Consider the following 12,707-nt stretch of genomic DNA (forward strand, 5'->3'; position numbering starts at 1 on the left):
GGCGTCACAGTAATTCGAGCCGTACGAAGGAGCGGTCCGCGTGTGTTCGCACGTTCACCACACGCAGCCGGGCGGCATAGGCCAGATCGCCGATCGTGGCGACACCCACGCGGGCCCATGCGAACCACTGCCCGACGAGCGTGTCCGTCTCCCACCGGCGAAACTCGCAGCGAAAGTCGATAGCGCGATGTGCTTCCACCTCGGCGACGAGCGTGCCTTGCCGGTCGAGCAATTGGCGTGCGCGGCGGAGTACTTGGACGGGGTCACCGCCGATCCCGATGTTGCCATCCGCCAACAGAACGTGCGCCCAGTGGCCGGTGTGCGGCAGCGAGTCAAAGATGTTGCGGCGCAGAGCGAGCCCACCCCGTTCGATCGTCATCCGCACCGCCGTCGACGAGATGTCGACACCTAGCGCGTCCACGCCCCCGGCGACGAGCGCGGCCGTCAGACGGCCCGGACCACACCCGAGATCGAGGGTCGGGCCGTGACAGTCGGCGAGCATCACCGCGTCGGCGCAGCGGTCTGTAGGGGTTGCGGCTTCGCCGCCTAGCCATCGGCCCGCCGGCACCGGGTGGCGTTGTCCGAACGAGGTGCGAACCCAGCACGGCAGTCCGGCGGCGGCCCGGGTCAACAGGACGTCGGTGGATACCGGGTCGAGTGGGTCGGAGACGATGCGTGTCATGGTCGGCCCGCATCTGCTCGCTGGGCCATGACCGTCCGCACGGCGAAGGCGACACCGGAAGCGGTGAAGAATCCCGCGGTCAGGAATAGCCAGCGGGTCGAGAACGGATCCTGCGTCTGCCCGGTCGCGGCGAAGTAGGCCTCGGACCCTTGCTCGATGATGCCGGGGAAGAAGAGGACGAACGTCAGTGCCGAGGCAAGCGCCGGGACACGCAAGTAGTTGAGCGCTCGCACCCTCACGAGAGGTTCACTTGCAGTGAGCGCCCGGTCGGCGAGCGAATACAACGGGAACAGGGCCAGGTCGTGGAGGACCAAGGCTCCGATGAACCACACCGAGATCGACTGCCACCACACGTCGGGATTCCACAAGGTGCGCACGCCGACCACGTGCAGTGAGTAGGCGACGAGGGCGATCGTGAACAGCATCGCCAGCAGATGGGGGAGGCCGGTGCCGTAGTGCCGGGTGAACCAGGTCATGCGCTCACCCCACGGAATTCGATCGATTGCACCCACTTCGTGTTGTGGACGCCGGGCAGCGCGGGCACGATCACCCGGGCCGGGTAGCCGTGGTCGAGCGAAAGGTCGACGCCGTTGACTCTGAGCGCAAGAAGTGAGTCGTCGTCGCGCGCTTGTCCCTCGTTCAGGATCGCCTGATTGAAGGCTCCCGAGCGTTCCAGCGATATCACCTCGGCGGAGTCGAACGAGTCGATCCCGGCGGCCGCGGCAAGATCGCGCAGACGCACGCCTGTCCAGGTTTCGGTGGTGGACCAGCCTTCGACACAGGCGATCGGCAGCATTGCCGTGTGGAGATTCATGGCCGCCAACTGTGGTCGGCTCAGCTCCAGCGGCGCTGATCCGCCGAGGATCACGAGGTGCCACCTGGAGTCTGTGAGATCCGGCGTGATGCCGGCGGCTTCTGCGGTGCGATTGACAGGGAAGCCGTTCGGGCCATCGCCGTGCGTGCGTCCACGGGGAAGCAAAAGAGCTGCGCCACGCAGAAAGCCGCCGATCGTCTGACCCACGGAGAGCACGGCGAGCATGAGCGCGCCGCCCCCCACGAGGGCCAAGGCGCCGCGTCGGCTCACGGTCGCCTTGTCCGGATGTTCTGCCACCAGCCCGTGCTCGTCACGTGGTTCCGGTTCAGTGCCGGAAACCCCGGTATGCAGAACCTCACGCATCGATCGGGACCGCAACGAGCGCAACATCATCGGGAACTTCAGGCAGGTATGGGAGACGAACCCGGCGATGAAAACCCACGCTCCCCAGTAGTGGGCGGTGTAGAAGTCGAACCCGAAGATGTAGTCGTACTGGATGTTCAGCACGCCCGTCACGATTTGGAACAACACCCCGCCTACCAATGTCAAGAGTGACAAACGCTCGAGACCCTGCGCCACCGACCGCACAGGTGGCCGTTCGAACAGTTTGGGTATCACCGACCACAACTTCGCCAATATCACCGGTATCAGGATCAGTCCGAGAATCACATGCAACCCCTGCGTGAGCCGGTAGAGCCACGACGGGCTCGTCGGCCACGCGAAGTACGGCAGGTGCAGCCAGCCGACGTCGGCCGGCCGGGCCTGCCCGAACTGTGGACCGTACGCGATATACGACAACAGACCGGTGAGAGCGACGATCGGTAAGCCGATCAACAGGACCGAACCGAACACCGAAGTCAACCAGGGCCCACGCAGTGGGCTTCGCCAACGCAGGCGGTGTCTCCTCATCGCGCGCACACCCCGTAGGCCGGACTTACGAGCTTCTGACGGTGATTCGGTGCCCAGGTCGGCGTCGATCGGTCGGCGTTGGGTCAGCGACAGGGGCAGGGCAGACATACCCCTGGACTCGACGTGCTAATCGGATGAGCCACAGCGACGGACCCGGTCCCGCTATTAGAGGCGACGGACCCGGCCGCCGCGCCTTCCAGCTTCGCGCATGGCGTCGATCCACCCGTCGTCGCCCGGAGTGATCCCGGTGATGTCCGACGTCTGCTGATTTTCGTAGGCGGTGCGCGCGGCATGCCCGGCCTCCACCAGCGTGGCGGTGGAGCCGTTCTCGGCAAGATCGCGCCGGGCCCGGGTCAGTAGGTCGAGAGCCTCGTCCACGGCGATGAGCAAGCCGTCGCGATTGCCCTCGCACATGGCGCGCACCAATGAGGGCGCACTGCCCGCCACCCGCGTGCCGTCGCGAAACGATCCGGCGGCCAGACCGAGCGCGAGCGGACCACCGTCATCTCCGGTGACAGCCAGCGTCTCGGCGAGGATGTGCGGCAGGTGGGAAATACGTGCTGCCGCCCGGTCGTGTTCGGCGGACTCGGCGGGAACCACCTCCGAACCGCAGTCCAACGCCAACTGTGCAACCTGAGACCACACCGTCGGGTCGGCGTCGTCGTCCGTCGCCACCACCCACACAGCGCCGCGGAACAAACCGGCGTCACCGGCTGCCCATCCCGACTCGGAGGTACCGGCCATCGGATGCCCACCGACGTATCGGCTCGCGAGCCCGTGGCGTGAGACGGCTGCCGAGATCTCCGCCTTCACGCTGACGACATCGGTGAGTGGGCAGTCGGGCGCATATTCGGTTATCGCCGCGAGAACGGCATCGACTGCCGGGACCGGCACCGCGACGACGATGAGCGCTTTGTCCGCTTCAGCACGCTTCAACGTCGCGACGAGATCGCTGTCGGCGTCGAAACCGTCGGCACGCGCTGCCTCCACGGTGTCGCTCGAGCGGTTGTATCCCCAGGCCACACGTCCTCCAGCCACGGCGGCACGCAACAGCGAACCACCGATCAAGCCCAGACCGAGCACGCAAACAGGAACAGGTTGTCGAGTGTTGGACACCCGAACAGGTTGGCACATTTCGTCACAGACTTCATTCAGTGGCGTATTGCGGGCTACCGTTGCTCGCATGGGTGCACAGCGGACAAGCGATAACCGCACGGTAGAGAGTAGGACCTCTATGGATTCCGCGGAGGATCTGGAGGGCTTCGGTGTTGCTGTCGTACACGAGGACGGCCATTGGAAGGTCAAAGCGCTCGATCAGGCGTGCCTGACCAGTCTTCGCACAGCCGAGCAGGAACTGCGCGGGCTACGAAGCCAAGGTGCCCTGTTCGGTCTACTGGACGTGGACGACGAATTCTTCGTGGTGCTCCGCCCGTCACCCTCCGGTACGCGGATGCTGCTCTCCGACGCCACCATGGCCGTCGACTACGACATCGCGGCGGACGTCCTCGAAGCACTCGACATCGACGTCCCGGATATCGACCCGGATGATCTCGACGATGTCGAGCCGTGGGAAGAAGGCGACCTGGGTGTGTTGTCCGATCTCGGTCTGCCCGAGCCGATGATGGCAGTGATCACCGCGGAAACGGACCTGTACCCGGACGAACAGTTGGGCATGATCGCGCAGCGCCTCGGCTTCACATCGGAACTGTCCGCCGTGATGGACAAGCTCCCGCGTTAGATGGGTCTGCCCGACGACCAGCGCATGATCCGGGTCGCCATCGAGGCGGCACGAGACTCGAACAGCGCAGACGTACCGGTGGGGGCGGTGGTGTTCGCTGCCGACGGGACCGAACTCGCGCGTGCCGCCAACACCCGGGAGGCCTCCGGAGATCCCACCGCGCACGCCGAGATCACGGCGCTACGGGCGGCCGCGCGGGTACACGGTGACGGATGGCGGCTCGAAGGTGCCACGCTGGCGGTCACCCTCGAACCGTGCACGATGTGCGCAGGTGCCCTCGTCCTCGCGCGGGTCGGACGGGTGATCTTCGGGGCCTGGGAACCCAAGACCGGGGCCGTCGGCTCGCTGTGGGACGTGGTGCGCGACCGCCGACTCACCCACCGTCCACAGGTTCGCGGTGGTGTGCTCGAAAGCGAGTGCGCCGCCCTGCTCGACGACTTCTTCCGCGAACACCGATAGCCGCCGCACCCGCCTCACCAGCCGATTTCGGCTCAGGCGTCACCTCCGGTAATGTCTCCGGCGGTGGCGTGTCCGAGCGGCCGAAGGTGCAGCACTCGAAATGCTGTGTACGGTAACCCCGTACCGAGGGTTCAAATCCCTCCGCCACCGCCATAGCTCCCCACTTGTTCACGCAGGTGGGGAGCTTTTTTTTGTGCCCTGATCGAGTCTGATCCGGTGTCCCGTGCCCACGTTTGCCGATGTGTAGGCGTCATTCAACGAGCCGCTACCCCGTCCAAGTCGGAGTCGAACAGGTCGCTGTAGGTGTCCAACGTGACCTTCGCGCTCGTGTGTCCGAGCATCCGCGCCAGCGCCAGTGCGTTCACCCCGGAACTGATCGCCAGCGAGGTGTCGTGTGCCGCAGATCGTGTGGTGTGACCCGCTGGACCCCCCTCGTCGGCCGGACAGCGAACCGTTCGATTGTCTGGCCCCGGCCCTCACCTCGAGATCACCGGCGGGCTTTCTGTGTCTCAGCCCGTGCCCGAGATCGCATCACCGACGCTCGCGCCGAACGCCACGTGCGCCGCAGAAAAGTCAGCGGCACGCATTGCCTCGATTGCACGGACGATTCCGACACCGAGCGGCAGGGCTACGTCGCGGACTGTCCACGCGCCAACTTCTCCCGTGCTCGAGGTCCAGGTCGTAACCGTCTTGCCAGATGTCGCGATTGTCGGACGCTCGTGCACACGGTGGATAGTGCTTCGACGGCCGAGCGTTACGCCCAGTGGAAGAACCAGGGGGGTTACGTGGCCGAAGCGAGTTCTTTGCCGGTGAAGTAGCGCGAATGGGTGCGCTGCAAGGTCGCTAGTGAGCTACTCAACAGTGCGGCGATCTCGACATCGGGGTCTTGCCGTTCCGCCTCCAGACGGAGTCGATAGCGCATCGCTTCGTGGTGGTCGGGGAACTCATGCACGCGCCTGTCGCGAGTCCGACGATTGAACTCGATGACGTATCCTGGCATGTCAACCAACCTCCATAGCGTCAAGAGTACGTGCCATCTTGCGCAAGCTCGTAACATACTCCTCATGCGCTGCTGAAACAGATCGTTCAAGTTCCGCTGCGAGTCGCACGTGAGCATCGTAGTCTCCGTCACGATCAGCCTTCGGCACCGCGTCCAGCCGCGAGTATTCGTTGGCGAGCTGTTGCTGAGACTGCTCCAACGTGGCTATACCGCGCGATGTGGCATGAAGAGCCTCGACAATAGCGCGAATCTCTGGATATTCGTGAGCCTCTCCGTAGCGAATTCCGCGGCCAACCTTGTCGGCAAGACGCTCGAATGCATTCGCCCAAGCGCTCTGTGCGACGGTTCGGAACTGGATCTCGGCACGTCCGGCCGGCACCCGCACCCAAACGTGAACGGCGCGGTAACCACTATGGGGATCTGCCCGTATGTCTCGAACCGAACAATTCTCACCGAAGAACGACGCGACCTCACCCGCCAAGGCGGACTGAACATCAAGGGTGAAGTCAGCATCCACTCGCACCCCTGCCAGATCCTGAACCTGATCGAGCGTCAGCTTGGGGGCGGCCCGGTAGGCCGGGCTCGGACTCAGTTCGGGACCGCGTGAATCCGCTGCCTGCCCGTCAATTCTTCGCCGTGGCGCGCCGCGGACAGGAGTCGGTCCAGGGCGGCGCCGACGACGAGTGGCTTCTCGTCGATGACCATGTGTCCGCAGCCGGGAACGCGTACGAGTTCAGTGTCGGGTAGCTCGTCCGCAATCGATGCGGAGTGGTGGAAGGGTGTGATCCTGTCTTTGGCCCCGCACACGACGACGGTCGGGATGCTCGCGAGCAACGGCAGTGCGGCGGTTTCGTCGTGTTCGGCCAGCGCACTGAGAAAGCCCAGCATCGTGCGGGTTTTCGTGCCACGAATCGTGGCCGCGGTCCGTTCGGCGGTGGGAGCGTCGCAGAACTTCTTACCGAATGCGTAGTGCCGTACCGCGGTGTCGATGACGGGGTTGAGTGCGCCACGTGCGACGTCGGCGAGGGGGCCGATACGCCGGGCAGTGGCCTGAACGGTCGGAACCAAGGGGCCGCGCAGTAGCTGGGCGACTCCCGAGTGCTTCAGTTTGGCGGCCGCGGTGGACAGCAGTGCAGCGCCGACGACAGTGGTACCGACCCGCTCGGGGTGACGGCGAGCCCACGCGAGGATCGTCATGGCTCCCATCGAGTGACCCACGAGAACGACCTTCGACCGCGCGGGCAGGGTGCGCAGCAGCGCCTCGAGGTCGTCGCCGAGTTGCGACACCCGGAACGTGTTGCGGTGACCTTCGCCGGACCGGCCGTGGCCACGCTGATCGTAGGAGACGATTTGGACTTCGGAACCCCATACACGCTGCAGGTATTCCTTCTGGGCGCCCCAGCATTCCTTGCGCATGGTGAAACCGTGAATGAAGACGACGGTGAGCGGAGCCTTGCGCGGACCGCAGGTTTCGACAGCAAGTGGCACCCCGTCGTCGGTGACGATCGTGGATCGCCGCGTGCGAGAAATGACGGTCACATTGGACATGTCGGTGGTTCTGTCGAAACTGGTCATATCTTTAATCAACCATGGCGATTATGTGAGGCGCGTCTCAGTCTGAGACACTTGTGACATAGATCAGGGCGTAACGCTTTGACATGCAGCGAAAAGGTGAAACGTGCCCAAAAGTTCGTCGGCGCTGACGATCCGGACCGCCCGCGAAGCGTTCATCGGCGGTGAAGATGTTGCTTTCGACGCCGTTCCGCGTGCGATTCTCGACTCGTGGAAGCGTTCGAAGGCATGGAAGGTCGATCTCGACCGTCCAGACCTGCGATTCGTGCGTGAACCCAACCCGGAATCGCCGTTCACCAGGGCGGCACTTCCCGTCACGGCCCAACTCATGGGTGATCTCGCAGGGAAATCGGTGGGCATCATCCTGGCGTCGGCGGACGGAGTGGTGCTCGACCGCACGCGAGACGGACGGATGTCTTCGGCCTTCGACAAGCTGGGCGTAGAGACCGGATACAGCTGCGCCGAGGAGTTCTTCGGCACCAATGCGGTCGGTGCAGCCATCGAGTCTCGAGAATCGGTGCGGGTGCACGGCAGTGAGCACTACGTGGAGAAACTGGCAACGGTGTCGTGTGTCGGCGTACCGATCCTTCACCCCCTTTCGGGATCCTTGCTCGGTGCGCTCGATCTCACGTGCCCGGTGACCGATTCGCGGCCGCTCCTGACGGCTCTGGCTCAATCGACTGTCCGGAGCATCGAGAACCGCATTCTCGAAGGTTCCACCATGCGCGAGCGTGCGTTGTTCGAGGTGTATCAGCGCACGTGCCGACGCACCACCAAGGGAGTGCTGGCCGTCGGTGGGGATGTCGTGCTGGCGAACAGCTACGTGCAAAAAGAGTTGAGTAAGAACGACCAGGTGGTTCTGGTCGGCCACGCAGTCGACTTGCTGGTGTCGTCGATCGTGCAGCCGCTGACGGTACGGGTGCCGAGCGGGCGGAGCTTCCGATTGGTCCCCGCGGATTCCGAGATCGCAGGTAGTGGTGCCGTGGTGTTCACGGTCGCAGCCGACGAGCCGAAGACGGAGCCCGCCCTGGCGGCTGTGGCGCCGCGGAGACTGCCCGGCGTGGTCGGCTCCAGTACGTCGTGGGGCCGAAGTTGCGCCGAGGTCGTGAGCCGCGTGCGAACCGGACGTTGGGTGCTGGTCGAAGGCGAGGCCGGGGTCGGGCGCGGGCACCTGCTGGGGGTGGCGGCTGCAGAGAACCTTCCTGGTCGGGCGCCCACGATGATCGCGGTCACCGAGTACGACGACCACCGTCGATTGCTCGCGGACGTCCTGGCGGCAACGGATACGAACGAGTTCAGGCTCGTCTTGCGTGATCTCGACGCGCTGGACCCCGCCGTCGCCGAGGAGCTGAGTCTGCTACTCGAGGAACGCCGGTCCAACGGCTGGGTGGGGGGCACGGTCGGGGCGTTCGGAGGCACCGAACCGTCGGCGTTGCTCGGAGTTTTCGAGCGTGTGGTGCCAGTGACGGCATTGCGGCATCGTATCGGTGATCTCGATCAACTGATTCCGCACCTTCTCGCGCAGCTCGCACAGGGGGCTGGGCCCACGTTGTCCGTGGAGGCCGCGGCCCAGTTCGCGCGCTACGGCTGGCCCGGAAACGTCGCCCAACTGCGCCGGATACTGAGTCAGGTGGTGCACAAGCAGCGATCCGGCACGGTGCCTGTAGACGCACTGCCAGCCGAGTGTCGAGCCGTGACGCGCCGGCGGCTGACTCAGATCGAGGCGCTTCAGCGTGATGCGATCGTGGCAAGTCTGCACGACAACGCCGGCGACAAGAAGGCTGCTGCCGCCGCACTGGGCATTTCGCGGGCCACCATCTATCGACGGATCAGGCAGTTCGGCATCAGTTGATCGACGTCGCACTATTTCTACTCGAATGGTAGGAATTGGGCGTGCACATCACAGCCCGGGTCGACTACGCCGTCCGGACACTGGTCGAGCTTGCCGCTGCCGCCCCTGCGCTGTGCAAAGCGGAATTTCTGGCCACCACACAGACCATTCCGCACAAATTCCTCGAGGCCGTGCTCGCGGATCTCCGGCGCGGCGGCCTGGTCGACAGCCGCCGCGGGCCCGACGGCGGGTATCGGCTGGCGCTCGATGCGGCGGACATTTCGATCGCCGACGTCATCAGAACGGTCGAGGGCCCGTTGGCGTCGGTACGCGGTGAGCGGCCGGAAGATGTCGACTACACCGGCCACGCCCGGACGCTGCGGGACGTGTGGATCGGGGTGCGGGTGAACCTGCGTGCGGTACTCGAGAACGTGACCATCGCCGATGTCGCCGCGGGGCCCTTGCCCGACTTCCTGAACGAGTTGACTGCGGACCCGGGTGCGTGGCGTAGGCGCTGACCTCGGGTGATGTTCGGCACAGGCCGCGGGCGCGTGTGTCGAACGGCACTAATTTGCACCCCTCTGCAAAGTTGCAGAGGAGTGCAAGATCGGTACTGTCGAAGAGGTGACCCCAAGCCCGAGCCTCCGTGACCGCAAGAAGGCGGAAACCCGTGCCGCCTTGAGTGACGCGGCCGCCAGGCTCGCGCGCACTCTCGGGATCGAATGCGTCACCGCGGACGCAATCGCCGCCGAAGCCGGGGTCTCGACCCGCACGTTCCACAACTACTTCGCCAACAAAGAAGAAGCTGTGCTCGAGCACTTCGAGCATTACGTGCAGGACTGGGTCGAGACACTGCGTGCCCGTCCTGCGGACGAGCCCATCCTCGACTCGCTCGAAGAGTTGATGGTGCAGATCGTGGCGGATCCTGCCCGAACCCTCCAGGACACCTACGAACTGATCGAGATCGTCGAGTCCAGTCCGGCGCTCATCGCGAAGAAGATCGAGATGCACGTACGCATCACCCGTCTCCTGGGGTCGGTGATCGCCGAACGCACCGGCACCGATCTCGACAAGGACCTGTATCCGAGTCTCGTCCACATGATGGTCGGCGGGGCATGCAAAGCCTCGCTCGAGCTGTGGATGAGCGGGAAATCCGGAGCATCCGGGCCCGGTGAACTGGTACGTGAATCGTTCCGGCAGATTCGCGCCGGCCTGCCCCAACCCGAGTAGCCGCACCGAACATTCCCCGTCAACCCGACAACCGTCAGCAAACCGACAACTGAGGAGCCGCTCGTGGCCACCTATCTCTATCGGATCGGCAGATTCGCCTATCGGCGAAAAGGTGCCGTCCTCTCGGTCTGGCTGGTGATCCTGGTGCTCATGGGCGTCGGGGCCGCCACCCTGTCCGGACCCACCAAGGACTCGTTCTCCATCCCCGGTACCCCGGCACAGGAAGCTCAGGACCTGCTGGCCGAACGCTTCCCCCAGGCTGAGGGCCAGGATCCGATGACTGCGCTGTCCGCGCGGTACGTATTCGCTGCCCCCGAGGGGCAGACCCTCGAAAGTGAACAGAGTCAGGCGGCGATGGATGCCGTCCTGACCAAGGTTCGCGGTATCGACAAGGTCAAGGACGCGGCCCAGGCTGCGCCGGGTGACTCGCCGCAGGCGCTGGTGAACCCTGTTGTGGCCGACGCGCAGCTGGCCGAGATGTCCAAAGCCTCTGCGTCCGAGCAAGGAATCCCCGAGGACGTTGCACTGGCGAACGCCGAAGCGCTCTCCCCGCTGAACGAAGACAAGACTGTCGGATACGTCGAGGTCCCGTTCGAGGGCAGTGCTACAGATGTGAGCGACGAACTGCGCGAGCAGATCTCGGCAGCAGCCGACGCCGGACGCAATGCCGGTTTGACCGTCGAGATCAGCGGTTCTGCCGCCAGCGCGGTAGAGCCCCCCGGTGGTACTACGGAACTCATCGGACTCGGTGTCGCTGCAATCGTCCTCGCCTTGACCTTCGGATCGCTCGTCGCCGCAGGACTTCCGCTGATCACCGCCATCATCGGCATCGCGATCGGAAGCCTCGGTATCACCGTCGCCACCGGCTTCACGGACCTGAGCTCGATGACCCCCACGCTGGCCATCATGATCGGGCTTGCTGTCGCCATCGACTATTCGCTGTTCATCGTCTCCCGATTCAAACACGAACTGTCCCAGACCGATGATCGGGCGGACGCTGCCGGACGTGCAGTCGGTACCGCAGGCTCCGCCGTGGTGTTCGCCGGCCTCACCGTGATCATCGCGCTGGTAGCCCTTCGCGTCGTCGGCATCCCATTCCTCTCGGATATGGGCGCAGCCGCCGCATTCACCGTGCTGATCGCTGTCCTCATTGCGTTGACGTTGCTGCCGGGCATCCTCGGCCTGTTCGGGCACAAGGCATTTGCGGGCAAGATTCCTTTCCTTTCGGGCCGTGACCTCGAAACTGACGAAGGTAAGCCGAGCATGGCGCTGCGCTACATCAGCGCTGTCGTCCGCCGACCCGCCGTCCCACTGATCGGCGGTGTCGTACTGCTCGGGGCGCTCGCGATCCCGGCGACCGGTCTGAGCCTGGCGTTGCCCAGCGAGGCAACGGGAGACCCGGCGACGAGTTCACGTCAGGCCTACGACCTCGTGGACGAGGGCTTCGGCCCCGGTAAGAACGGACCGCTGCTGGTGGTCGCGGATGCCCAGGGCGCCAGTGTGCCGGCGTCGGAGGCATTCGGAGAGGTGGTCGCCACCATCTCCGAACAGGACGGCGTGGTCAACGCACAGGTCGTCGGTATGAACAAGGCCGGGGACACCGCGCAGATCCTGGTTACCCCCGCCACCGGGCCGACCGAAGCCGCAACGATGGAACTGGTCGACAACATTCGCGGCGCGGAGTCTGCACTCAACGATTCCATCGGTGTCGAGTACGGCGTCACCGGGCAGACCGCACTCGAAGGCGATATCTCCGAGACGCTGCAGGACGCGCTCATCCCGTACCTCGCGGTGGTCGTGGGTCTGGCCTTCATCCTGCTGCTCCTGGTGTTCCGGTCGATCCTCGTACCGTTGACGGCAACCCTCGGCTTCCTGCTGAGCGTGGCGGCCACCTTCGGTGCCACCGTCGCGGTGTTCCAGGAAGGCTGGGGCGGACTCATCGCCAACCCGCAACCGATCGTCAGCTTCATGCCGATCTTCCTGATCGGCGTGGTGTTCGGACTCGCGATGGACTATCAGGTGTTCCTGGTGACCCGTATGCGTGAGGAGTACGTCCACGGAGCGACCGCGAAGCAGGCCGTCACCATCGGCTTCAACCACGGAGCACGGGTGGTCAGTGCAGCGGCCGTCATCATGATCTCGGTGTTCGCGGCATTCATCGCCGAACCGAACTCCTTCATCAAGTCGATCGGTTTCGCGCTGGCGGCAGCGGTGTTCTTCGACGCCTTCGTCGTCCGAATGGTGATCATCCCGTCGGTGATGGCGCTGCTCGGCGACAAGGCATGGTGGCTGCCGAAGTGGCTGGACAAGATTCTCCCGAACGTCGACATCGAGGGCGAGAACCTGAAAAAGACTCTCGATTCGGGGTCGGAGGAAAAGGAATCGGTTCCGGCCTCGTAAGCCGGCTCCGCAGCCTGTGCGTGGTTTGCGAGTCTCTGGACTCGCAAACCACGCACAGGCGTAGCCTTTGAC

13 protein-coding genes, 1 tRNA gene and 1 pseudogene are annotated in these 12,707 nt (G+C 64.7%); 7 read left to right on the forward strand and 8 right to left on the reverse strand.

Annotated features, from left to right (window positions below):
• Positions 1–4 precede the first annotated feature (4 nt).
• From ACZI8Q_RS04745 to ACZI8Q_RS04760, 4 genes are all read right to left on the reverse strand, one after another.
• Positions 5–682, reverse strand: a complete 678-nt coding sequence (locus tag ACZI8Q_RS04745; protein ID WP_463372347.1) for a methyltransferase domain-containing protein — start codon at positions 680–682, stop codon at positions 5–7.
• Positions 679–1,158 (reverse strand): hypothetical protein, encoded by a 480-nt coding sequence (locus ACZI8Q_RS04750; RefSeq protein WP_463372348.1) that lies wholly within the window; start codon positions 1,156–1,158, stop codon positions 679–681. Before ACZI8Q_RS04750 ends, ACZI8Q_RS04745 begins: the two co-directional genes overlap by 4 nt.
• Positions 1,155–2,405, reverse strand: coding sequence for a molybdopterin-dependent oxidoreductase (locus ACZI8Q_RS04755; RefSeq protein ID WP_463372477.1), 1,251 nt, complete (start codon positions 2,403–2,405; stop codon positions 1,155–1,157). The genes ACZI8Q_RS04750 and ACZI8Q_RS04755 overlap by 4 nt, the downstream gene beginning before the upstream one ends.
• A 165-nt stretch (positions 2,406–2,570) precedes the next feature.
• Positions 2,571–3,539 carry a prephenate dehydrogenase gene (locus tag ACZI8Q_RS04760; RefSeq protein WP_463372349.1) on the reverse strand — a complete coding sequence of 323 codons (969 nt, stop codon included), beginning with the start codon at positions 3,537–3,539 and terminating at the stop codon, positions 2,571–2,573.
• A 49-nt stretch (positions 3,540–3,588) separates the two neighbouring features.
• Between ACZI8Q_RS04760 and ACZI8Q_RS04765 the strand changes: the two genes are divergently transcribed.
• From ACZI8Q_RS04765 to ACZI8Q_RS04775, 3 genes are all read left to right on the forward strand, one after another.
• On the forward strand, positions 3,589–4,143 hold the full coding sequence (locus ACZI8Q_RS04765) for a tRNA adenosine deaminase-associated protein (protein ID WP_463372350.1): 555 nt from the start codon (positions 3,589–3,591) through the stop codon (positions 4,141–4,143).
• Positions 4,144–4,602: a nucleoside deaminase gene (locus ACZI8Q_RS04770; RefSeq protein WP_463372351.1), complete on the forward strand. Its 459-nt coding sequence runs from the start codon at positions 4,144–4,146 to the stop codon at positions 4,600–4,602.
• 62 nt (positions 4,603–4,664) lie between these two features.
• Positions 4,665–4,755: transfer RNA gene (locus ACZI8Q_RS04775), tRNA-Ser, on the forward strand.
• A 101-nt stretch (positions 4,756–4,856) separates the two neighbouring features.
• Here the strand turns inward: ACZI8Q_RS04775 and ACZI8Q_RS04780 are convergent.
• The 4 genes and pseudogenes from ACZI8Q_RS04780 to ACZI8Q_RS04795 form a co-directional block, all read right to left on the reverse strand.
• Positions 4,857–5,062: pseudogene (locus ACZI8Q_RS04780) on the reverse strand (tyrosine-type recombinase/integrase).
• 321 nt (positions 5,063–5,383) lie between these two features.
• The gene (locus tag ACZI8Q_RS04785; protein ID WP_463372352.1) at positions 5,384–5,602 is read right to left on the reverse strand and encodes a hypothetical protein; all 219 of its coding nucleotides are present in this window, start codon (positions 5,600–5,602) and stop codon (positions 5,384–5,386) included.
• Between the two features lies 1 nt (position 5,603).
• A complete protein-coding gene (locus ACZI8Q_RS04790) occupies positions 5,604–6,125 on the reverse strand; it encodes a hypothetical protein (protein WP_463372353.1) in 522 nt (173 codons plus the stop codon).
• A gap of 65 nt (positions 6,126–6,190) precedes the next feature.
• On the reverse strand, positions 6,191–7,177 hold the full coding sequence (locus ACZI8Q_RS04795; protein ID WP_463372354.1) for an alpha/beta fold hydrolase: 987 nt from the start codon (positions 7,175–7,177) through the stop codon (positions 6,191–6,193).
• 103 nt (positions 7,178–7,280) lie between these two features.
• Here ACZI8Q_RS04795 and ACZI8Q_RS04800 point away from each other — a divergent pair, with 103 nt between their 5' ends.
• The 4 genes from ACZI8Q_RS04800 (at position 7,281) to ACZI8Q_RS04815 (ending at position 12,635) form a co-directional block, all read left to right on the forward strand.
• Entirely contained in the window at positions 7,281–9,026 is a 1,746-nt protein-coding gene (locus ACZI8Q_RS04800) for a sigma-54-dependent Fis family transcriptional regulator (RefSeq protein WP_463372355.1), read from the forward strand.
• Between the two features lie 41 nt (positions 9,027–9,067).
• Positions 9,068–9,523, forward strand: coding sequence for an RrF2 family transcriptional regulator (locus tag ACZI8Q_RS04805; RefSeq protein WP_463372356.1), 456 nt, complete (start codon positions 9,068–9,070; stop codon positions 9,521–9,523).
• A 106-nt stretch (positions 9,524–9,629) separates the two neighbouring features.
• On the forward strand, positions 9,630–10,235 hold the full coding sequence (locus tag ACZI8Q_RS04810) for a TetR/AcrR family transcriptional regulator (RefSeq protein ID WP_463372357.1): 606 nt from the start codon (positions 9,630–9,632) through the stop codon (positions 10,233–10,235).
• Positions 10,236–10,298: 63 nt separating this feature from the next.
• Positions 10,299–12,635 (forward strand): MMPL family transporter, encoded by a 2,337-nt coding sequence (locus tag ACZI8Q_RS04815; protein ID WP_463372358.1) that lies wholly within the window; start codon positions 10,299–10,301, stop codon positions 12,633–12,635.
• Positions 12,636–12,707: the final 72 nt, after the last annotated feature.

It is taken from the genome of Rhodococcus quanlei (assembly GCF_055231015.1).